20 protein-coding genes are annotated in these 21,789 nt (G+C 61.2%); 13 read left to right on the top strand and 7 right to left on the bottom strand.

Annotation, left to right across the window (positions count from 1 at the left end):
• Positions 1-222: 222 nt before the first annotated feature.
• Together ABSE61_RS04925 and ABSE61_RS04920 are read right to left on the bottom strand one after the other, a co-directional pair.
• The gene (locus ABSE61_RS04925) at positions 223-1,449 is read right to left on the bottom strand and encodes an ABC transporter substrate-binding protein (protein ID WP_423869936.1); all 1,227 of its coding nucleotides are present in this window, start codon (positions 1,447-1,449) and stop codon (positions 223-225) included.
• Between the two features lie 132 nt (positions 1,450-1,581).
• Positions 1,582-1,944, bottom strand: coding sequence for a DUF1304 domain-containing protein (locus ABSE61_RS04920; protein ID WP_423869935.1), 363 nt, complete (start codon positions 1,942-1,944; stop codon positions 1,582-1,584).
• A 70-nt stretch (positions 1,945-2,014) separates the two neighbouring features.
• Here ABSE61_RS04920 and ABSE61_RS04915 point away from each other — a divergent pair, with 70 nt between their 5' ends.
• The gene (locus ABSE61_RS04915) at positions 2,015-2,449 is read left to right on the top strand and encodes a DUF1330 domain-containing protein (protein ID WP_423869934.1); all 435 of its coding nucleotides are present in this window, start codon (positions 2,015-2,017) and stop codon (positions 2,447-2,449) included.
• Between the two features lie 15 nt (positions 2,450-2,464).
• Here ABSE61_RS04915 and ABSE61_RS04910 read toward each other — a convergent pair whose 3' ends face one another.
• Positions 2,465-5,248, bottom strand: a complete 2,784-nt coding sequence (locus ABSE61_RS04910) for a [protein-PII] uridylyltransferase (RefSeq protein ID WP_423869933.1) — start codon at positions 5,246-5,248, stop codon at positions 2,465-2,467.
• 495 nt (positions 5,249-5,743) lie between these two features.
• Between ABSE61_RS04910 and ABSE61_RS04905 the strand changes: the two genes are divergently transcribed.
• From ABSE61_RS04905 to ABSE61_RS04885, 5 genes are all read left to right on the top strand, one after another.
• Positions 5,744-6,667, top strand: coding sequence for an aliphatic sulfonate ABC transporter substrate-binding protein (locus ABSE61_RS04905; RefSeq protein WP_423869932.1), 924 nt, complete (start codon positions 5,744-5,746; stop codon positions 6,665-6,667).
• A gap of 218 nt (positions 6,668-6,885) precedes the next feature.
• Positions 6,886-7,719: an ABC transporter permease gene (locus ABSE61_RS04900; RefSeq protein ID WP_423869931.1), complete on the top strand. Its 834-nt coding sequence runs from the start codon at positions 6,886-6,888 to the stop codon at positions 7,717-7,719.
• A 5-nt stretch (positions 7,720-7,724) separates the two neighbouring features.
• The gene (locus tag ABSE61_RS04895; protein ID WP_423869930.1) at positions 7,725-8,510 is read left to right on the top strand and encodes an ABC transporter ATP-binding protein; all 786 of its coding nucleotides are present in this window, start codon (positions 7,725-7,727) and stop codon (positions 8,508-8,510) included.
• A 53-nt stretch (positions 8,511-8,563) separates the two neighbouring features.
• The gene (locus ABSE61_RS04890) at positions 8,564-9,073 is read left to right on the top strand and encodes an OsmC family protein (RefSeq protein WP_423869929.1); all 510 of its coding nucleotides are present in this window, start codon (positions 8,564-8,566) and stop codon (positions 9,071-9,073) included.
• Between the two features lie 164 nt (positions 9,074-9,237).
• Positions 9,238-10,059 carry a hypothetical protein gene (locus tag ABSE61_RS04885; protein WP_423869928.1) on the top strand — a complete coding sequence of 274 codons (822 nt, stop codon included), beginning with the start codon at positions 9,238-9,240 and terminating at the stop codon, positions 10,057-10,059.
• A 63-nt stretch (positions 10,060-10,122) separates the two neighbouring features.
• Here ABSE61_RS04885 and mutS read toward each other — a convergent pair whose 3' ends face one another.
• Positions 10,123-12,861, bottom strand: coding sequence for a DNA mismatch repair protein MutS (gene mutS / locus ABSE61_RS04880; RefSeq protein WP_423869927.1), 2,739 nt, complete (start codon positions 12,859-12,861; stop codon positions 10,123-10,125).
• Positions 12,862-13,205: 344 nt separating this feature from the next.
• On the opposite strand from mutS, the gene pcaF reads away from it, so the two are divergent.
• From pcaF to ABSE61_RS04855, 5 genes are all read left to right on the top strand, one after another.
• Positions 13,206-14,414, top strand: coding sequence for a 3-oxoadipyl-CoA thiolase (gene pcaF / locus ABSE61_RS04875; protein ID WP_423869926.1), 1,209 nt, complete (start codon positions 13,206-13,208; stop codon positions 14,412-14,414).
• A gap of 101 nt (positions 14,415-14,515) precedes the next feature.
• Positions 14,516-15,217: a protocatechuate 3,4-dioxygenase subunit beta gene (gene pcaH, locus ABSE61_RS04870; protein WP_423869925.1), complete on the top strand. Its 702-nt coding sequence runs from the start codon at positions 14,516-14,518 to the stop codon at positions 15,215-15,217.
• Positions 15,218-15,379: 162 nt separating this feature from the next.
• Positions 15,380-15,982: a protocatechuate 3,4-dioxygenase subunit alpha gene (pcaG, locus tag ABSE61_RS04865; protein ID WP_423869924.1), complete on the top strand. Its 603-nt coding sequence runs from the start codon at positions 15,380-15,382 to the stop codon at positions 15,980-15,982.
• 165 nt (positions 15,983-16,147) lie between these two features.
• Complete coding sequence (locus tag ABSE61_RS04860) at positions 16,148-16,510, top strand: outer membrane protein (RefSeq protein WP_423869923.1); 363 nt, start codon at positions 16,148-16,150, stop codon at positions 16,508-16,510.
• 45 nt (positions 16,511-16,555) lie between these two features.
• Positions 16,556-16,807 (top strand): outer membrane protein, encoded by a 252-nt coding sequence (locus tag ABSE61_RS04855; protein WP_423869985.1) that lies wholly within the window; start codon positions 16,556-16,558, stop codon positions 16,805-16,807.
• A gap of 78 nt (positions 16,808-16,885) precedes the next feature.
• Here the strand turns inward: ABSE61_RS04855 and ABSE61_RS04850 are convergent, their stop codons facing one another.
• The 3 genes from ABSE61_RS04850 to ABSE61_RS04840 are packed head-to-tail and all read right to left on the bottom strand — an operon-like array spanning position 16,886 to position 20,086.
• A complete protein-coding gene (locus ABSE61_RS04850) occupies positions 16,886-18,448 on the bottom strand; it encodes an MDR family MFS transporter (RefSeq protein ID WP_423869922.1) in 1,563 nt (520 codons plus the stop codon).
• A 5-nt stretch (positions 18,449-18,453) separates the two neighbouring features.
• The gene (locus ABSE61_RS04845; protein ID WP_423869921.1) at positions 18,454-19,617 is read right to left on the bottom strand and encodes an HlyD family secretion protein; all 1,164 of its coding nucleotides are present in this window, start codon (positions 19,615-19,617) and stop codon (positions 18,454-18,456) included.
• A complete protein-coding gene (locus ABSE61_RS04840; protein WP_423869920.1) occupies positions 19,610-20,086 on the bottom strand; it encodes a MarR family winged helix-turn-helix transcriptional regulator in 477 nt (158 codons plus the stop codon). The genes ABSE61_RS04845 and ABSE61_RS04840 overlap by 8 nt, the downstream gene beginning before the upstream one ends.
• A gap of 230 nt (positions 20,087-20,316) precedes the next feature.
• On the opposite strand from ABSE61_RS04840, the gene ABSE61_RS04835 reads away from it, so the two are divergent.
• Positions 20,317-20,802 (top strand): Fur family transcriptional regulator, encoded by a 486-nt coding sequence (locus ABSE61_RS04835; RefSeq protein ID WP_423869919.1) that lies wholly within the window; start codon positions 20,317-20,319, stop codon positions 20,800-20,802.
• A gap of 31 nt (positions 20,803-20,833) precedes the next feature.
• Entirely contained in the window at positions 20,834-21,784 is a 951-nt protein-coding gene (locus tag ABSE61_RS04830) for a DMT family transporter (RefSeq protein WP_423869918.1), read from the top strand.
• Positions 21,785-21,789: the final 5 nt, after the last annotated feature.

The raw sequence follows: 21,789 nt of genomic DNA, 5'->3' as shown, positions 1-21,789 counted from the left end.
TCAAAGATTGAGTAGCCGGCAGTTTTGCGGCGTAGGCCGGTGGAATACGAACTGTGCCACGAAGAAAATTGGTCTCGATGTACCGCCGGCGCTGCTTGCCCGCGCCGACGAGGTGATCGAGTAAAACCCGCTTACGTCCGGCAATAGCAGACGCGGTCTACCTCCGATCCGACGTGGGCTTTCGAAGATGAAACGAACCTAGCGATTTGGTGAGTACACGCCCTACCCTGCCGGGCCTGTGTCCTCGAGGATCGGACCAAACATCTCCCAGCGCTCGCCGTTGAACCGCATCATCTGCAACTGCTTGTTGACGCGATAGTCGTTCGGCGTGGTGTTGTTGACGATGCCGGGTAGCGCAAGGTCGAGCTGGACATCCTTCAGGTTCGTCGCCTGCTTGATGATGTTCTCGCGGGTGAGATCATCGCCGCATTGCTTCAAGACATGAACCATCAACTGCGCGGTGCCATAGCCATAGGAATTGAAGTTCGAATTCTTGTCGCCTTCCGGATAGTACTTCGCCATGAAGTCGAAATACTTCTTCATGCCCGGATCGTCCTTCCAGGTCGGATCGAGCGGGTCCTTGCCATAGTTGACGCTGATCACGCCCTTGGAGGCCTCGAGGCCGGCGGGTTGCATGACCGCGCCGACCGAAGTGGCGTTGATGTCGACGATGTGCACCGGTTTCCAGCCGAGTTCGGCGTTCTTCTTGATCGCTTGGGCTGCAAATTTCGGGGTCGAGGCGCTGAACAGCACGTCGGCGCCGGCGGATTTCAGTTTCAGTATCTGGGAGTCCACCGTCGGGTCGGAGACTTCATACGACGCTTCCGCCACGACCATGGTCGCAGCCTTGTCGCCAAGGCCTGACTTGATGCCGTTCAGATAGTCCCGTCCGAGATCGTCGTTCTGGTAGAGCACGCCAACCTTGGCGTTCGGATACTGTTTCAGAATGTATTGACCGTAGATGCGGCCCTCGACGAAATAGTTGGGATTGAAGGCCAGCGTCCACGGGAAGTTCTTCGGATCGGTGAATCTGGAAGCGCCGGTCGCGGCGAACAGTTGCGGCACCTTCTTGGTGTTCAGATATTTTTGCACCGCCGCGTTCGAGGGCGTGCCAATCATCTGAAACGTCAAAAGTACTTCGTCGCTCTCGACCAGCTTGCGTATCTGTTCGACGGCTTTCGGCGGGCTATAGGCGTCGTCATATTGAATGAGGTTGATCTTGCGGCCGTTCACCCCGCCCTGCTCGTTGATCATGTTGAAGTAGGCGGCTTGCGTCTTGCCGATGCTGGCATAGGCCGAGGCCGGCCCGGAGAACGGCAAGGTCTGGCCGATCTTGACTTCGGTATCGGTCGCGCCGGGGTCGTATTTCTTTTGCGCGTAAGCCTGAGACGTCGCGAGTGCCAGCGCCAGCACCGAGCCGGTGACGAAATGAAAAAGGCCGTTCCTCATGTCGTTGCCTCACCTGATGTTTTCTGATGATTGCGATGAATCTTCCGCGTGACGGAAATCATCGTTTGATGCCGATACTGAATGAACGACTATGGCAATGCAAGACAGCTCGGCCTTGAAGACGGGATTGGCTTACGCCAACCAAAGTATAACCAAAGCCAATACGGCCGGCGCCGCCTGGACGAACAGGATTTTCCGGCTGACGGTTGCAGCGCCATAAGCGCCGGCCACGACTACACAGCCTAAGAAAAACGCCTTGATCTGGAAGGCGAAGGCCGCATTCGGCTGCAACAGCCCCCAGACCAGCCCCGCGGCGAGGAAACCGTTATAGAGCCCCTGATTGGCGGCGAGCACCGCGGAATCCGCGGCTTTTTCCGGCGTGTTTCGAAAGGTCTTCAGGCCGAGCGGCCTGGTCCAAAAGAACATCTCAAGCGCGAGAAAATAAACATGCAAGCCGGCGACGAGCGCCACTAAGATACTGGCAATCGCGTTCATGTGGTCCCTCCCCAATTTCGATCGATCAAACGCGATTGCTGACGATGAGGCAATGAGAGAGGCAAATGAAGTGACAGGTTATATCGATCCGACCAAGGAAACATTCGCCAGCTTTCGCGAGAGCGACCGTCCCGGCCCCATTCACATGCTGAATCTCGTCAAGTTGCGCGAGCGCGCGGCCTACCCGGACGGCCGATCGGCCACCGGCGCTGAAGCTTACGCGGCCTATGGCCGCGAGAGCGGTCCGGTGTTCACGCGCCTCGGCGGCAAGGTCGCGTGGCAAGGCCGTTTCGAACTCATGCTGATCGGCCCCTCCGACGAACACTGGGATCACTGTTTCATTGCGGAATATCCTGATGTGGCAGCTTTTGTCGAAATGATCCGCGATCCTGTGTACCGCGAGGCGGTCAAACACCGTCAGGCGGCGGTTGCGGACTCGCGACTGATCCGATTGAAGCCGCTTGCCGCAGGCAAGACGTTTGGTGAAATTCCGGAAGACGAATGAAGGCGTGAGGCGGCGTTAAGCCGCCGCCTTTTCGCTGGCGAGCAGATGCAACAGCGCACTGCGGATCGCCGCCTGCCGTGTCGGCGCCGAGATTTGCGCGCCCAGGAGATCCGTGACGTAGAACACGTCGCGGGCGCGCTCGCCGAAGGTCGCGACATGGGCGGAGGCGATATTGAGGTTGAGCTTCGAGATCGCTGTCGTCAGTTCGTACAGCAGGCCCGGCCGGTCGAGACCGGATACCTCGATCACCGTAAAGCGGTCCGACCACTGATTGTTGACCGTCACCTCGGGTTCAACGACAAAGGGACGCGCCTTGCCGCGACTGGCCGCGCGCCGCGCCACCACCTCCGGCAGACGAAGCTTGCCTTCGAGTACATCCTCGATCATGTCGCCGATCCGTGTGGCGCGCCTGCCCTCGTCTTCGTCGCGGTCATATTCCCGCGTGATCGCGATGGTATCGAGCGCGCGCCCGTCGGTCGTCGTATAGATTTGTGCATCGACGATGTTGGCGCCCGCCGACGCGCAGGCCCCCGCGATGATCGACAACAGCCATGGATGGTCCATCGCCAGGATGGTCAGTTCGGTGACGCCGCGTCCCTCGTCGAAGCCGACATTGACCGCAAGCTTGTGGCCGGCCTGTTCGCTGGCGCGCAGAAACCGCGCGTGGCGAATCTTGCGCTGCAATTCGACCTTGAGCCAATACGCCGGATAGTGCCGCGCGACATAGGCGTTGAGTTCCTGCTCCGGCCATTCGGTGAAAGCCGCGCGAAACTCGCCTTGTGCCATCGCCAGGCGCCGGGCGCGATCGACTTCCGAGAAGCCGCCGGTCAACACCGGCTCGGTCTCGTAATAAAGCGTGCGCAGAAGCTGCGCCTTCCAGCCGTTCCACACGCCGGGACCGACGCCGCGGATATCTGCGGTGGTCAGGATCGTCAGAAGCTTCATCTGCTCCACCGATTGAACCACGGCGGCGAAATTCTCGATGGTCTTGCGGTCCGACAGATCGCGCGATTGGGCGACCGTGGACATTGTTAAATGCTCTTCGATCAGCCACGCCACCAGTTCGGTATCGGCCGCGCTGAAGCCGAGCCGCGGACACAGGCGGCGAGCAACCTTGGCGCCGGCGATCGAATGGTCCTCGGGGCGCCCCTTCGCGATGTCGTGCAGCAGGGTTGCGATATAGAGCACGGCGCGATGCTCGGGACGAATTTTACGCATCAAGTCGCTGGCGACAATGAATTCATCGCTGCCGCCGCGCTCGATCTCCTGCAAAAAGCCAATACAGCGAAGCAGATGCTCATCCACCGTATAATGGTGGTACATGTTGAACTGCATCATCGACACGATCCTGCCGAAGGCGCGGATGAAGTGACCGAGCACGCCGGTCTCGTTCATGCGCCGCAGCACGATTTCGGCGTCGTTCGAGGTCAGTATCTCCATGAACAGCCGGTTGGCCTCGGGATCGTTGCGCAACTCGGTATTGATCAGCTTCAGCGAGCGCGTCACCGTCCGCATCGCGTCGGGATGGAAGGCGAGATTGTTCTTCTGCGCCAGCCGGAAAATCCGGATCAGGTTGACGGGGTCGTGCTTGAAGACATCGGGCGCGGCGAGATTGATACGGTTGTTGTCGACGATGAAGTCGTCGCTTTCGGGCACCCGCCGCCTGACCGTGCTCGGCCGGAACCGCGCCATCATGCGGCTCAACACGGGCACGGGCTTGGCCTGTTCGTTTTCCAGCTTGGCGCACAGGATCGCGGTGAGATCGCCGACTTCCTTTGCGATCAGGAAGTAATGCTTCATGAAGCGCTCGACATCCTGCATGCCGGGATGCGAGGTGTAGCCGAGCCGCACCGCGATCTCGCGCTGCATGTCGAATGACAGGCGCTCTTCCACGCGGCCGGCAACGAAATGCAGGTTGCAGCGGACCGACCACAGAAAATCGGCGCAGCGGCGGAAGGTGCGATATTCCTGCGCGTCGAACACGCCGCGATCGAGCAATTCGCCAGTCAGGCGGACGCGGTAGACATATTTCGCGATCCAGAACAGCGTGTGCAGGTCGCGAAGCCCGCCTTTGCCGTCCTTGACGTTGGGTTCGACCAGATAGCGCGATTGTCCGGCGCGGCGATGACGTTCTTCGCGCTCGGCGAGCTTGGCGGTCACGAATTCAGTGGCGTTGCCCTGCACCACCTCTCTGTCGAACCGCGATACCAACTCGTCATAGAGCGGTTGGTCCCCGGCCAAAAAACGCGTTTCGAGAATCGCGGTGCGGATCGTCATGTCGCCACGCGCCTGACGGATCGATTCATCGACCGAGCGCGTCGCATGGCCGACCTTCAAGCCCATGTCCCACAGACAGTAGAGAATAGCTTCGGCGACCTGCTCGCCCCAGGCAGTCTGCTTGTAGGGCAGGATAAAGAGAAGATCGATGTCGGATTCCGGCGCCATCAACCCGCGGCCATAGCCGCCGGTCGCAACAACCGCCATCCGCTCGGCGCCGGATGGAATTGGCGAATGGTAGAGATGACGCGTCGCAGCATCGAACAGAATGCGGATGATCTCGTCCTGGACGAAGCACAGCCGTTCCGCGCAACGCCGGCCGTGCCGGTCCTTCAGGAGCACAGCCTGCGCGGTCGCGCGCGCTTCGAGCATTTCGGCCTTCAGCAGCTTTGCTACCGCAGCGCGGAAAACATCCTCGCGTCCGGCATGCTCAGTCGCAAGCGCCGTGACCGCCGTGGCGATCCGCGCGGTATCGAAACGCTCGTCGGCCTCGGGGCGGGCCTGTTTGACGATGTTATCCATCACCCATTCCGATACTGGACGCGGCGCGGCCTGTCACCGCCCATCCCAACGATTGCAGTCCATTCATCCTCAATTGCCGCGATTTGGAATAACGCCGTTCTCCAGATGTCGCGCCGAAGATGCATTTTTTCTTGTCCTTGACCGTTACCCTAACTCGTTGAAAGAGAATGGGGTTTCGCGAGTGATCGGGCGAGATCCGGCCGCTCGGTTTCGACGGGCTTGCTTTGAAGCGGGCCGGCGATCTGCTTTGATCTAATCATGCCACGGAGAATTGCGACGATGTCCAGAATTTCACGGCGCGGCCGAGTGCCCACTTTCCGAAGTTCGTGCTCCATCGCAGCGGCCACCGTCACGAACTTCGGAAAGTCATGGGCACTCGCAAACATATTGAATCTAGTACCGCATTATCGGTCTGAAGTCCCCGATCGAACTCGCCGCTTGCGGTGCAGGGACTTCAGATCGGCGGTACTAGCCGCTGCCATCGCCATCCTGGCGATGGCCCCCGCCGGTGCCCGGGCCACCGAGGCTGTGAGCGAGATTCGCGTGGATTGGGCGACCTATAATCCGGTGTCCCTGATTCTCAGGCAAAAGGGAATGCTGGAGAAGGAATTCGCCAAGGACGGCATCCATATCGTCTGGGTGCAATCGGCCGGTTCCAACAAGGCGCTGGAATATCTCAACGCCGGCTCGATCGATTTCGGCTCGACCGCGGGTTCCGCAGCCCTCGTGGCCCGGATCAATGGCAACCCGATCAAATCGATCTATGTATATTCGCGCCCGGAATGGACGGCGCTGGTGACGACCAAGGACTCGAAAATCGCAACCGTCGCCGATCTCAAGGGCAAGCGCGTCGCGGTCACGCGCGGCACCGACCCGCACATTTTTCTTGTCCGCGCTCTGCTCGGTGCCGGCTTGAGCGAAAAAGACATCACGCCGGTGCTGTTGCAACACGCCGACGGCAAGACCGCGCTGATCCGGGGCGATGTCGACGCATGGGCCGGCCTCGATCCGATGATGGCGCAGGCTGAAATCGAGGACGGCGCGAAATTGTTTTTCCGAAAGCCGGACGCCAACTCCTGGGGCATTCTCAACGTGCGCGAACAGTTTTTGAAAGAGAATCCGCAAATCGTGCAGCGGGTGCTCGCGACCTATGAGGAAGCCCGCAAATATTCACTCGCCAACTATGACGAGCTGAAGAAATCGCTTGTGACCGCCACCAAGCTTCCGGACGAGGTCGCCGACAAGCAGCTCAAGGAACGAACGGACCTTTCGTATAGCCGGATTGGCGCGCCGCAGCGCGACTCGATCCTGGCCGCGGGCCTTGCGTTACAGCAAGCGGGCGTGATCGACGCCAAGGTCGACGTCAAGGCGTCGCTCGATTCATTGATCGACGACGGCGTTCCGCTGCCGACGAATTGAGCCACTGCTTCCCTTGCCCTCTCCCATTGTGGGGGAGGGAAAGAGAATGAGCAAAGCGACATTCGAGCCGGGCGGGTAGCGCTCTCGATAGAGCCAAACCCCTCACCCGGTCTCTCGCTCACGCTCGAAACCACCCGCTCCCACAAGGGGAGCGGGTCGCAGTGTGCCTGATGCAGCCACCTTGCAATCGTCAGCCAGACGCGGTTTTGGTAACCGCCATGACGCTGGATACCGTCGCAACTCCGAAACCCGATCTGACAACGAGCCCGCCCGGCCGCCTGCGCAACTATGCACGGCCTTTGCTTGGCCTGCTGCTGCCCATTGGCCTGGCGCTCGCCTGGGAAATCATCGTCCGGCTGGGCTTCGCCAGCGGACGGCTGGTGCCGCCGCCGTCGCGCGTCTTTGCCGAGCTTGCCGATTTGGCAAAAAGCGGTGAGCTGCTGCACCATATCACAGCCACGCTGAGCCGCGTGCTCTTCGGCTTTGGCTTCGGCGTGCTCGCGGGCACGATTCTCGGCGCCATCTCCGGCTATTGGGCCCTGGCGCGGCGGCTGCTCGATCCCACGATTCAGGCGCTACGCGCGATTCCTTCGCTCGCCTGGGTACCGTTGTTCATCCTGTGGCTCGGCATTTTCGAAACTTCAAAGATTGCACTGATTGCGATCGGCGTGTTCTTTCCGGTGTATCTCGGTGTGATGGGCGCGATCCTCTCGGTCGACCGCAAGATCGTCGAGGTCGGCCGTGCTTTTCGCCTTTCGGGGCCGGCCATGATCCGCCGCATCCTGTTGCCCGCGGTGCTGCCGGCCTATGTGGTGGCGCTGCGTGTCGGCCTTGGCTTGGGGTGGATGTTCGTCGTCGCCGCCGAACTGATCGGCGCCTCCGAGGGGCTGGGCTATCTCCTGCTCGACGGTCAACAGCTCGGCAAGCCGGCGCAAATCCTCGCCGCGATCGTGATCTTCGCCATTCTCGGCAAGACGACCGACTGGCTGATCGAAACCGCCTCCGTGCCGCTGCTGCGCTGGCAGGACGCCTTCAGCAAGCCAGGGGAGTAGATTTGATGCTGGTGCTCGATGCCATCGACAAGACCTATCCGAACGGCGTCCACGCGCTCGAACGGTTTTCGGCAACCATCAATCTCGGTGAAATTGTCGCCATCATCGGAGGCTCCGGCTGCGGAAAGTCGACGCTGTTGCGCGCGGTCTCCGGCCTCGATCCCGCCACATCGGGCGGTGTGACGCTCGACGGCATCACCATCACGGCGCCGCATGCGAAAATCGGCATCATCTTTCAGGAGCCTCGATTACTGCCGTGGCTCAGCGTCACCGACAATATCGGCTTCGGCCTTGGCGATGTGCCTGCCGAAGTCAGGCGCGCGCGGATTGCGCATGCGCTCACGAAGGTTGGCCTGGCCGACAAGGCCGGGGCATGGCCGCGCGAACTTTCTGGCGGGCAGGCGCAACGGGTCGCGATTGCCCGCGCGCTGGTGCCGCAGCCCGAAGTGCTGCTGCTCGATGAACCGTTTTCGGCATTGGACGCTTTCACCCGGCGTGATTTGCAGGATCATCTGCTGGACTTGTGGGCGGAGACCCGTCCCACGCTCGTGCTGGTCACTCACGATGTCGACGAGGCGGTCGTGCTCGCCGACCGGGTGTTTGTGATGCGGCCACGGCCGGGCCGGCTGTTTGACGAAATCAAAATCAACCTCGCCCGGCCGCGGGATCGCAACTCGCCGCTGTTTGACAATTTCAAGCGCCGGGTTCTGACGGCGCTCGATCGCTCGCTCGACCGAAGTTTGCGCGAGAGGGACGCGAAATCGGGCGGCGGTGAGGCCCTGTGGTGGTGACAACCGCCAGCCAAGGCATTACATCCGACGCGAAACATCCGGGAGAGAACAAAATGGACGCCGCCGAACTTCGCGCCACGCAGGCCCCGATCAAGGAAAAATACAAGACCGATCCGAAAGCGGCTTTCATCACCTTGAAAGCCAAGGGCTCGATCGATCAGGAAGGCATCGCCTGCAAGGTCGAGACCGGACGGGCGCTGGCGGTTGCGGGACTACATCCGGCGACCGGCGGCTCCGGGCTTGAATTGTGTTCGGGCGATATGCTGCTGGAAGCGCTGGTCGCCTGCGCCGGCGTGACCCTGAAATCGGTGGCGACCGCGATCGAGGTGCCGTTGAAGACCGGAAATGTCAGCGCCGAGGGCGACCTCGATTTTCGCGGCACGCTCGGCGTCGACAAGGAGGCGCCGGTAGGATTCGCCGAAATCCGCCTGCGTTTTGACGTCGACACCGAAGCGCCGCAGGAGAAACTCGACCTCCTGCTTAAACTGACCGAGCGTTATTGCGTGGTCTATCAGACCATCAAGAATGGCCCGAAAGTTTCAGTGACGATGAACCGGGTGTGAAGATCGACCCCGCAATCGGTGCCGTCCCTGCGAAAGCGGGGACCCATAACCACCGGCTTGTATTCCTACGAAGGCTCTAAACCCCGATCATCCGACAAACCTCTGCCTAGTTATGGGTTCCGGCTCTCGCTCGCAAATGCTCGCTTGGCCGGGACGACAAATTTATGTCCCTTGACCTCCACTTCATCCTTTTGCTCGCGCTACGCATGGCGGTCGCCGCCGCCTTCGTGGTGACGGCATCGTTCATCACCGAGCGCGCTGGTCCGGTGATCGGCGCGCTGATTGCGACGTTGCCGATTTCGGCCGGCCCCTCTTACGTATTTCTGGCGCTCGACCACGATGCGGCGTTTATATCCGAAGGCGCGTTGGCGAGTTTTCCGATCAACGCCGTCACCATGGCCTTCTGCTTGACTTATGTGGTGCTCGCTCAGCGCCATAATACGGCGGTCAGCGTCGGCGGCGCGATAGTCGTGTGGATTGCATTGGCCGCGCTCGAACGTCTGGTGACGTGGACGCTTCTCGGGGGCTTGATCGCGAATGTCATCGCGTTTGCCATCTGCATTCCGCTTTTCAAACGCTTTCAGCATGTGAAGATGCCGCTGGTCACGCGCCGCTGGTACGACATCCCGGTGCGCGCCGGCATGGTGGCGACGTTGGTCACGATCGTCGTTGGGATGTCGCGCTGGGTCGGCCCGCTCGTCAGCGGCACGATCGCGCTGTTTCCGGTGGTGCTGGCCAGCATGACGCTGATCCTGCATCCGCGCATCGGCGGTCCGGCAACGGCTGCGATGATTGCCAATGGCGGATGGGGCATGGTGGGATTTGGCATCGCGATTGCGGTGCTCCGTCTCGCCGCGCTGCCGTTGGGCTCGGCCGCGGCGTTGAGCCTCGCGCTTGCCACCTCTGTCGTCTGGAATCTCGGCCTGTGGTGGCTGGGGCGAAGAAAGGCCGCCCTCATTGCCAGCGAAGCGAAGCAATCCAGATAGATATAATATAAAGGCTGGATTGCTTCGTCGCTTTGCTCCTCGCGATGACGAAGACGGTGACGGCTAGTCCTTCGGCAATTTCGCCCTCAGCGCATAGAGCGCCTCCAGCGCCTCGCGCGGCGACATTTCGTCGGGATGCAGCGCCTTGACGGCTTCCATCAGTTTCTCCGCCTCACTCGATGGCGCCGGCTCGACGGCGGCGCGCGACGGCACCGCGAACAGCGGCAGATCATCGGCGAGCGCGCGCGCAGTTTGGCCGCGATCCTGCGCTTCGAGTTTGGCGAGGACCGACTTGGCGCGCGCAATCACCGATGGAGGCAACCCTGCAAGTTTCGCAACCTGGATGCCGTAAGAGCGATCCGCGGAACCCGGCAACACTTCATGCAGGAACACGACATTGCCCTGCCATTCCTTGACGCGAACGGTGGCATTGAACAGCCGCGGCAGCTTCGCCGACAGCGCGGTAAGTTCGTGATAGTGCGTGGCGAACAGCGCGCGGCAACGATTGGCCTCGTGCAGATGCTCGATCGCCGCCCAGGCGATCGACAGGCCGTCGAAGGTGGCCGTGCCTCTTCCGATTTCGTCGAGGATCACCAGCGAGCGCTCACTGGCCTGATTGAGGATGACGGCGGTCTCCACCATTTCGACCATGAAGGTGGAGCGGCCGCGCGCCAGATCATCCGCGGCACCGACGCGCGAAAACAACCGGTCGACGACACCGATCCGTGCGCGCGACGCCGGCACGAAGCTGCCGGCCTGCGCGAGCAACGCAATCAAGGCGTTCTGGCGCAGGAAGGTCGACTTGCCGGCCATGTTGGGGCCGGTGATCAGCCAGATCTGGCCGGACACTTGTTGCGGGGCCGGCGAGAGATCGCAGGCATTCGCAATGAAAGACTGGCCGTCGCGCTTCAAGGCCTGCTCGACTACCGGATGGCGGCCGCCTTCGATCGCAAAACAAAGCGAGCCATCGACTTCCGGGCGCACATAGTTGTCGTCCACCGCGCGCTTCGCCAAGGCGGTCGCGACATCGAGGCTCGCGAAAGCATGAGCGGCGGCGCGCAAATCCTCACTCGCCTCAACCGCGAGTGCGCAAAGCTTGTCGAAGATTTCCAACTCAAGTCCAAGCGCGCGATCACCGGCATTGGCGATCTTGGCTTCGATCTCGCCGAGTTCGGAGGTGGTGAAGCGAACTTGTCCGGCCAGCGTCTGGCGATGAATGAAGATCGCGTTGAGCGGCGGCGACATCAATTTGTCGCCGTGCTGGGCGGTCACCTCGACAAAGTAACCGAGCACATTGTTGTGACGGATCTTTAAGCCCTTGACGCCGGCGTCGTCGGCATAGCGCGCCTGCATCGAGGCAACGACTAGCCGCGAGGCGTCGCGCAAGTTGCGGGATTCATCGAGTGCGGGCTCATAACCCTGGCGCACGAAACCGCCGTCGCGCTTGAGCAACGGCAGTTGCTCGGCCAGCGCGCGTTCGAACTCCCGCGCCAGTTCGCGTGACGGACGCTGCAACGCCGCCATCGCTGCTGCAATTTCCTGCGGAGGCTGCTCCATCCGCGCCAACTGCGCCAACGCTTGGTCGGCGGCGAGAATAGCATCGCGCAAGCCTGCGAGGTCGCGCGGGCCCCCGCGTCCAAGCGACAATCGCGCCAGCGCGCGCGACAGATCGGGCGCCGCGCGCAGCGTGCTGCGAAGATCGTGGCGAAGGCCGCTATCCGCCACAAAGGCCGCAACCGCATCGAGCCGCCACGCGATCGCGGCGCTATCCGTCAGCGGGGCAGCTATTCGTTGCGCGAGAAGCCGTGAGCCGGCGGAGGTGACGGTGCAATCGATCGCATCGAGCAGGGAACCGCGACGTTCGCCGCCAAGCGTGCGCGTCAATTCGAGGTTGGCGCGAGTCGCCGGATCGATCGCCATGGTGGTGCCGACGGCTTCGCGAGAGGGCGGCGACAGCGGCGGACGTTTTCCGACTTGCGTGCGGTCGATATAGGTGACGGCGGCTGCCGCAGCCGTCGCCTCCAGCCGCGACATCGCCGACAGACCATCCATGGTGGCGACCGCGAAGTAATCGCACAATCGCCGCTCGGCCGTGGAACTGTCGAAGACGTCACGGGTCAGCGGCGTCACCGCCGGCCATTCGCGCAACGTCGGCCCGATATCGGTGTCACCATATAGAGCATCGGCGACGATGATCTCGTTGGGGTTGATACGCGACAACGTTGCGGCGAGTTCGCTCACCGCACATTCCGTGACGATGAATTCCGCCGTCGAAATATCGATCCAGGCGAGCCCCAAGCGTTCCGCGCCGGCCGCGCCGCGTAGCCGCGCGATCGCCAGCAGGTAATTGTTGGCGCGTGCGTCCAACAATGTGTCTTCAGTCAGCGTTCCCGGCGTCACCAGCCGCACGACGTCGCGGCGCACGACACTCCTATTGCCACGAGCGCGCGCGGCCGCCGGATCCTCCATCTGCTCGCAGACAGCCACCCGGTGGCCCTGCGCGATCAGGCGATGCAGATAATCGTCGGAGCGCTCTACCGGAACGCCGCACATCGGGATGTCCGCACCCTGATGCTTGCCGCGCTTGGTCAGCATGATACCGAGGGCGCGGGAGGCAATTTCGGCGTCCTCGAAGAACAGCTCGTAGAAATCGCCCATCCGGTAAAACAGCAGCAGGCCGGGATAGGCCGCTTTGATTTCCAGATATTGTTCCATCATCGGCGTGACGCGGGCCACCGGCTCGGCGGCCGGTTGGGCCTCCACCGGAGCAGGCGATGCGGGAAATGTCGGTTGTATGGTCATCAGAGCGTTTTCAAGTGAAGTGGGGACCGGTTCGCATAGCAATCAAGTTTACGCAGATTGCGTAGACTTAATCTGCGGTAGAAAACGCGTCAAAATGAGAAATCCGGAGCTCGGTTCTGATAAATCAGGACCGCGCTCCCGCGGCGCAAACTACTGAATTTTAGCCGTCGATCCTATTCGCTTTGCCCCTCGCCGGGAGGTTTTCCACGTTCTCTACCACATGCTGGAATTATCGCCGTTCCCCGGCATAGCACCCTCGCGTAAAAGGCGAAAAGCGATCAATTGACCTGTTCCACCGCCGCTCCTACAACTCGCCTCAATCAGGAAATCCCAAGGAGAGATCGATGGGTGAGGTATTTGTATGCGATGCGGTACGAACCCCGATCGGCCGCTTCGGCGGCTTGCTGGCCAAGGTTCGCGCCGACGATCTGGCGGCAACCCCCGTCAAGGCTTTGATGGCGAAGCACCCGAAACTCGATTGGTCGCAGGTCGATGAGGTCTATTTCGGCTGCGCCAACCAGGCCGGCGAGGACAACCGCAACGTGGCGCGGATGGCGCTGCTGCTCGCAGGCTTGCCGGACAACGTTCCCGGCCAGACCCTCAACCGCCTGTGCGCTTCGGGGCTGGACGCCGTCGGCGCCGGCGCGCGCGCCATTCGGGCCGGCGAGATCGATCTCGCCATTGCCGGCGGCGTTGAATCGATGACGCGGGCGCCGTTCGTGATGGGCAAAGCCGCGGAAGCGTTTTCGCGCTCGGCCGAGATTTTCGACACCACCATCGGCTGGCGTTTCATCAATCCGCTGATGAAGGCCCAATATGGCGTCGATGCTATGCCCGAGACCGGCGAAAACGTCGCCGAGGAGTTTCAGGTCTCGCGCGCCGACCAGGATGCGTTTGCGATCCGCTCGCAGCAACGCGCCGGACAAGCAATCGCGGCGGGTTACTTCGCCGAGGAAATCACGCCGGTTTCGGTTCCCGGCGGCAAGGCCGGTCCCATCACCGTCGACAAGGACGAGCATCCGCGCCCCGAGACCACGCTGGAAGGTCTCGCCAAATTGAAGCCGATCGTGCGCAATCCCGGCACCGTGACCGCCGGCAATGCCTCGGGTGTCAATGACGGCGCCGCCGCCATGATTCTGGCTTCGGAGCTAGCCGTGAAGAAACACGGCCTGACCCCGCGGGCGCGGATCCTTGGGCTCGCTTCTGCCGGCGTGCCACCGCGCATCATGGGCATCGGACCGGTCCCGGCAACGAGGAAGCTGATGGAGCGGCTCGGGCTGAAAATCACCGATTTCGATTTGATCGAGCTCAATGAAGCCTTTGCCAGCCAGGGTATCGCTTGTCTGCGCCAGCTCGGCGTCAAGGACGACGCCGATTTCGTCAATCCGCATGGCGGGGCCATCGCGCTCGGTCATCCGCTAGGCATGAGCGGGGCGCGCCTGGTCGTGACTGCCGTGCATGGCATGGAGAAGCGCGGCGGAAAACGCGCGCTGGCGACGATGTGCGTCGGTGTCGGCCAGGGCGTCGCCATGGCGATCGAGAAGTTGAACTGAGACTTTCATCATTCCGGGGCGCGAAGCGAACCCGGAATCTCGAGATTCCGGGTCTGGTCCTTCGGACCATCCCGGAATGACGGTGTTGATGAGGATGCACCATGACATTCACCTATCCAATCGACAGCAATAAAGCCCATCCGGCGCGGCTGTCGCCGGACTACAAGAGCACGGTGAAGCGTTCGCCTTCGAAGCCGCTGATTATCATGCGCCACACGCTCTCGGAATTGACCGGCCCGGTGTACGGTCATGAGACCGTGCGCCCCGGCGATGCCGATCTCACCACCCAGCACAGGGGCGAGCCGATCGGCGAGCGCATCATCGTCCATGGCCATGTGCGCGATGAAGACGGACGTGGCGTGCCCAACACACTGGTCGAACTCTGGCAAGCCAATGCCTGCGGACGCTATATTCATGTTCGCGACCAGCATCCGGCGCCGCTCGATCCGAATTTCACCGGCACCGGCCGTGCGCAAACCGACAGCGAAGGCTATTACCGCTTCGTTACCGTCAAGCCGGGCGCCTATCCCTGGGGCAACCATCCCAATGCGTGGCGGCCGGCCCACATCCATTTCTCGGTGTTCGGCCATTCCTTCGTGTCGCGGCTGGTGACGCAGATGTATTTCCCCGGCGATCCATTGTTCCCGTTCGATCCGATCTTCAACTCGGTGACCGACGCGAAAGCGCGCGACCGGATGATTTCCTCGTTCGATCTTGAGAACACCCAGCCCGAATGGGCGCTGTGTTATCGCTTCAACATCGTGTTGCGCGGCCGCAATGCCACGCCGATGGAGACCAAATAGTGCGGCGAATTTGAAGTTCCTATCAATTTTGCCGCGAGTTCGTTTAGGAACTTCAAATTCAAAAGCCGCACTACCAATTTTTGATTGCTAGAGCTCCTTTGATTCCGAAGTTCGCGTCAGAGGTTGCAGCGATAGTTTGCGAACTTCGGAATCGGAGCTCTAGTGTCCACGACCAAGCCGCAAGGCATAACGCCCTCACAGACCGTCGGTCCCTTCTTCGCCTACGGGCTGACGCCGACCGGCCAGTATGAATGGAACGACGCGTTCACGAACAACCTCGTGACGTCAGATGCGACGGGCGAGCGAATCCGGATCGAAGGACGGGTGTTCGACGGCGACGGCAAACCCGTGCCCGACTGCATGCTGGAGATCTGGCAGGCCGACGCGCAGGGACGTTTCGCCGATCCCAAGGACAACCGGGCGCTGCCCAATTCCAAATTCCGCGGCTTCGGCCGCTGCGGCACCGGCGCCAATGGCGAATACGCGTTCGACACCATCAAGCCGGGGCAGGTGCCCGATCCCGACGGCAAGCCACAGGCACCGCATATTCTGGTTACGATTTTCGCCCGCGGCATGATCCTGCATAACTACACGCGCATCTATCTGGATGGCGAAGCCTCTAACGCCGCCGATCCTGTCCTCGCATTGGTGCCCACTGAGCGTCGCGCCACGCTGATCGCCAAGCGCGTACCGGGCGGCAACGCCGTCTATCATTTCGACATCCACCTTCAGGGCAACGACGAGACGGTTTTTTTTGACGTCTAAGGCGCCAACAGCCCCGACTCCATCATTCACGGATTTGTCACCTGATCGGAAAACTGTGTTTTGGTGACCACACCCGTCAGATTTAATCGAATACGTTCTGCAACCTGATTGTAACGATCGGAAACATGCATTATGGCCTCCAGCGGGCTTTTTACCGCTAAGGAAATGATGAAAAAACTTGCTTTGGGACTTCTGCTGACCTCGATCGCAGGCAGCGCCTACGCTGCCGACCTGCCTGCGCCGCCGAGCGCGCCCTATACGAAGGCGCCTGCCATCGTCAGCCCCGTGACCAACTGGTCCGGATTCTACATCGGTGCCATGGGCGGCTATGGAAAAGAAAACAGCAGCGATCCGCTCGCGTTGAAGGGCGGCTTCGGCGGAGGCACGGTCGGCTACAACTGGCAGTTCGGTCAGTTCGTCGCCGGCATCGAAGGCGACGGCGCGTTTGCCGACGTCAACAACAGCGTCACCATCGGTGGCGTCACTGTCGGCGCGAAGCTCGATGCGTTGGCGACCGTGCGCGGCTGATTTGGTATCGCTGTCGATCAGGTCCTGCTCTAGGGCACCGCCGGCCTGGCAATCGCGGACGCCAAGCTCAGCGCGACCGCGTTGGGCGTCGGCATCAGCGACAACCAGACCCTGACCGGCTGGACCGCGGGCGCGGGCATCGAGTGGATGTTCCTGCCGCACTGGTCGCTCAAGGGCGAATATCTCTATCGCAGCTTCGGCGGACAGACGTTCTTTGCGAACCAGTTCGCGCCGGGCATCCAGACCGGAACGCTGAACATCAATAGCGGACAGGTCGGCATTAACTACCACTTCTGATCGCGCAAGCTTCAGTCAATGCAAAGGAGCGGTGCACGCAGCGTCCTTTTGTTTTTGACCGGTGAATTCTCGAAAACCCTATTCCATCACCGCATGTTCCGGACCCGCCACCTGCTTGCGCAAGGCAGCCTTGGTCGAACCGATCATGATCGCGAGCGGAATCGAGCCTATAATAAAGAACATCACGAGCTGATAATCCAGCGAGAAGGCGATGATCTGCGCCTGAAGTGACACCATCACGTCCGCCATGGCGCGGCCCTTGTCGGTGCCGAGGTTAATCATGCCGCTGACGTCGGGCATCTGCATGGCGTGATTGAACGGGGTGATGTGTTCCGAGAGGATCGCATAAACCCGCCGTCCGCCTTCGGTCAGTTGCGCAATCACGATGGAGATGCCGACCGAGCTTGCGACGTTGCGCATCAGGGTCAACATCGAGGTGCCGTCGGTGCGCAGCTGATTAGGCAGCGTCATGAACGCTACCGTCGAGAGTGGAACGAAGACGAGCCCGAAGCCAAAACCCTGGATGATGCTGATGGTCACGATCTCGGGCACGCCCGTCTGGTCGGTCCATGCCGTCATCCAGTAGAGCGACAGCGCAGTAAGGCTGAGGCCGGTGATGATCAACGTGCGTGCCTCGATATAGCGCATCAGGCGGCCGACCAGCATCATGGCGACGAAGGTGCCACAGCCGCGGCTTGCGAGCAGCACGCCAGCGGTGATGATGGGATAGCCGATCACATTCTGCAGGTAGGGCGAGGCCAGCGCCATGGTCGAGTACAGCACAAGCCCCATCACCGTCATGAAGATGCAGCCGGTGAGGAAATTGCGATCTTTAAACAGCGCAAACTGGATGAACGGGCGCGACGTCGTGAACGAGTGCGCGAAGAAATAATAGAAGCCAACAATCGCGATGACGAACTCGGCAATGACCTCGTTGGATTCCAGCCAGCCGAGCTGTTCGCCCCGGTCGAGCGCGACCTGCAGGGCGCCGATGCCGATGGCGAGCGCCGCAAAACCGAACCAGTCGAAGCGCAGATCGGTATCTTGCTTCGTCTCGTCCATGAACACCATCAGGCCGAGCACGGTGACGATGCCGAACGGCAGGTTGACGAAGAACACCCAATGCCAGGAATAGGTCTCGGTCAGCCACGCACCCAGTGAAGGTCCCATGATCGGTCCCATCATCACGCCCATGCCCCATATCGACATTGCCTTGGCGCGCTCGTGCAAGGCATAGGAGTCGAGCATCACCGCCTGCGACAGCGGCACCAGCGCGGCGCCGAATACGCCCTGAAGCAGGCGGAATAGCACCATCTGCTCGATGTCTTGCGCGAGCCCGCACATCACGGAAGCAACCGTGAAGCCGGCGGAGCAGATGATAAAGGTGCGCTTGCGGCCGAAACGGTTGGCGATCCATCCCACCGGCGCCGTCATGATCGCCGCCGCGACGATATAGGAGGTCAGCACCCAGTTGATCTGGTCCTGCGAGGCGGAAAGCGTTCCCTGCATGTAGGGCAGCGCGACGTTGGCAATCGTGGTGTCAAGCGCCTGCATGATGGTCGCGGTCATGGCGCAGATCGTCACCATGTTCCGGCGCAGGCCGGGAACGGCGCTGGGAGCTGGAATCGCCGTCGGCGACATCGGCTTTAGTCTTCTTTTGCTAGAGCCGAGCGCAAGCCGAGCAGGCCGGCGAGCGTGCGCTTGTGGCCGGTATCGATCGTGGCGTAGGCGCTCATGCCGGCTTTCAGCTTTTTGACGAACGGATCGTCTTGATCGAAATAGATCCGCACCGGAACGCGCTGCACCACCTTGACGAAGTTGCCGGTGGCGTTTTGCGGCGGCAGGATCGCAAATTGTGCGCCCGTACCGGGGCTCAGTGAGCCTACCGTGCCCTTGAACGTATGGTCGGGGAAAGCATCGACGTCGATCTCGACCGCCTGTCCGACCTCGACATGGGTCAGATCAGATTCCTTCAGATTGGAATCGACCCAGGGTTTCGCGACATCGATGATGGTGAATACCGGCGAGCCTGCGACAACGAAACGGCCAAGCTGAATCTGGTCGACCATGGTGGCGACACCATCCATCGGCGCCCGCATCTCGGTGTGGTCGAGGTCGCGCTGGGCCTGCGCAAGCGCGGCCTGCGCCTGGTAATAGGGCGGAAAGTCCTCAAGCGCGAGGTTCGGGTTGCCGAGCAGCTGCGTCAATGAACTCGACCGCTGCTGCTGAACGAAAGCAAGTTCGGCGCGCACAGTGATGGCTGAGTTCGTTGAATTGTCGAGGTCGAGCTGCGAACCGTAGCTGTTCTTTACCAGTGCCGACTTGCGCTCGACGTCGCGCTGCTTCAGGTCGATGGCCTGCTGCATCAGGTCGGCCATCTGGTCGTAGATCTTGATGTTGGCGCCAAGGTTGCTGTAGGTCGTTTTGGCCTGTTCGAGGGCGGCCCGGGCGCGGTCGACGGCAAGCCGGAACGGAACGGGATCGATTTCGAACAGCACGTCGCCATGATGAACGAGCTGACCTTCCTTCACCACGACCTTGTCGATTCGCCCGGAGATGTCAGGCGTGATCATCACCTTCTGCGCGCCGACATAAGTGTCGTCGGTGCCGACATGACGGCCGCCATTGAGATAGAACACGATGCCGCCAATCACGGCTGCGATCGGCAGCACCACGAGCAGCAGGAAGCGGCGATAGCGGCGCATCGCGGCCAACAGCCGGCGGCGCGGTTCGGCCGCGAGCTTCTCGCGGGACAGGTGCCCGGGGGCGCCTTTTTGCTCCGGCGGAAATTTCAATACCGGATCAGCCATAGCGCTGTTCCTTCCTTGCATCTTCTTGTTCCTGAATGGCGTTGCGGACGTTTTCCTTGATGGTCTCAAGCTGGCCGAGAAGCCGGTTCGCGTCCGATGGGGTGATGCCTTCAAGCGCCGTTGCGGTCAGCTCGGACTTCAAGCCGGCCAGCTTGGTGAGCAGCGGCTTTGCCGCCTTGCGCAGATAAAGCCGGTTGACGCGGCGATCGCTGTCGTCGCTGCGGCGCTCGATCCAACCATTGTCGCACAGGCGATCGATCAAACGCGTCAGCGTGATCGGCTGCATCTCCATCTGTTCGGCAAGTTCCGTCTGCTTCATGCCCTCGAAGCGTTCGATCTTGGCCAGCACCGCCCATTGCGCGCGGGTGATGCCGTAGCGCGACGCCTGGCGGTCTGCATAGGCGCGCACCAGTCGCTGCAATTCACCGAGCGTAAACAGGAAATTCATATCCACGGAACCGCGGGCCATCACGGTGAACCTTATTTGGAAGTTCGGTGAAACAATAGGCGCTGGAACTTCAAACCGGCGGTACGGATCCATCTTAAGCTTTAAACATAATAAGCTTGCTTATGAATTTTGCATGGCGAAGGCACTGCGGCCCTGCCCTACCAAAACGGCATGGCTGCACGAGGCTCCGGGTCGGCGGTTTTCCGTGTGACGGGATTTTGGTTCATGTGACAAAATGCTACGGTCACGAGATGACCTTGGCCAAACCGACATTTCCCGCACCCGATCACGATCACGGCCGCTGCACCGCGGACGCCCTGCAGCATGCCGAGCGGGTCTGCGCCAGGCGCTCGCAAAAATTCACGCCGATCCGCCGCCACGTCCTCGAGGCGCTGTTGTCCAGTCACCGGCCGCTCGGCGCCTATGAGGTCATCGAGGAACTGGCAAAAACCACCTCGCGGCCGGCGCCGATCACGGTCTATCGTGCGCTTGATTTCCTGATGGAAAACGGCCTGGTCCATCGCATCGAAAGCCGCAACGCGTTTCTCGCCTGCGCCCATGATCATGACGAGGCGGCGATGGTGGCATTCCTGATATGTGAGCATTGCGGCCTGGTTGGTGAGATCCCGGCGTCGCCCGTCGCGCAAAGCCTCAATGCCTCGGCGCGGTCGACCGGCTTTACGCCCAGAATGTCGATTGTCGAAATCACCGGCGTTTGCGCGCATTGTCAGAATTAACAAGAAGGCGATAAGCCTCCGCGGAGAACTCATGGAAAATTTACCGCTGCAATCGGCGGAGCGCTCGCTTCCGCCGCGCGCGATCGCCTTGATGCTGATGCTGTGCCTGAGTTGGGGATTCAACCAGATCGCGGTCAAACTAGCGCTTCCGGACATTCCGCCGCTGCTGCAAGGCACGATCCGCTCCATCGCCGCCCTTCCGGTCTTGCTGGTTATCGCCCGCTTCCGCGGCGTAAACGTCTTTGCGCGCGACGGCACGCTTTATGCGGGTTTGTGCGCAGGTTTGATGTTCGGCGTCGAGTTCGCGCTGATCTATCGCGGGCTGTTATTGACCTCGGCCTCCCGTGCGGTGGTCTTCCTCTACACCGCACCCTTCTTTGTCGCGCTCGGTTCGTATCGATTCCTCGGCGAGCGGTTGCGCGCCTCGCAATGGGCGGGGCTGGGCTTGAGTTTTATCGGCGTGGCGCTCGCGATCGGCATTCCACAGGCCAATGTCGATGCCGACGTGCTGTGGGGCGATTTCCTGATCGTCGGCGGCGGCGCCCTGTGGGCGGCGACGACCCTGATGGTGAAGGCCAGTCGGCTCCGTCACGCCCCACCGGAAAAAGCGCTGATCTATCAGGTGGCGATTTCGATCCCGATTCTGGCCCTCGCCGCCTTTGTTTCGGGTGAAACCATGACCCGGGTTCCCGGTCCCCTGGCGGTCCTTGTGACGGCCTATCAGGCATTCTGGGTGGTCGGATTAACCTTTTTGCTGTGGTTTGGCCTGATCAAGGCCTATTCCGCCAGCAAATTGTCGGCATTTTCCTTCATCACCCCTTTGTTCGGCGTCGTGGCTAGCTATTTCATCCTCCATGATACGCTAACCCCCATCTTCGGGGCCGCAGCGCTTCTGGTCATCGCGGGGCTTTACCTCGTGAACCGGCCGAATCCGGAGGCCCCGGTTGCCAGTGATGCATTGCTGACCGTCACCAAAACCTGATATTC

Origin of the sequence: Bradyrhizobium sp., assembly GCF_049519115.1 — a bacterium.
Classification (GTDB): domain Bacteria; phylum Pseudomonadota; class Alphaproteobacteria; order Rhizobiales; family Xanthobacteraceae; genus Bradyrhizobium.
This window is presented reverse-complemented; position numbering and strand designations above follow the sequence as displayed.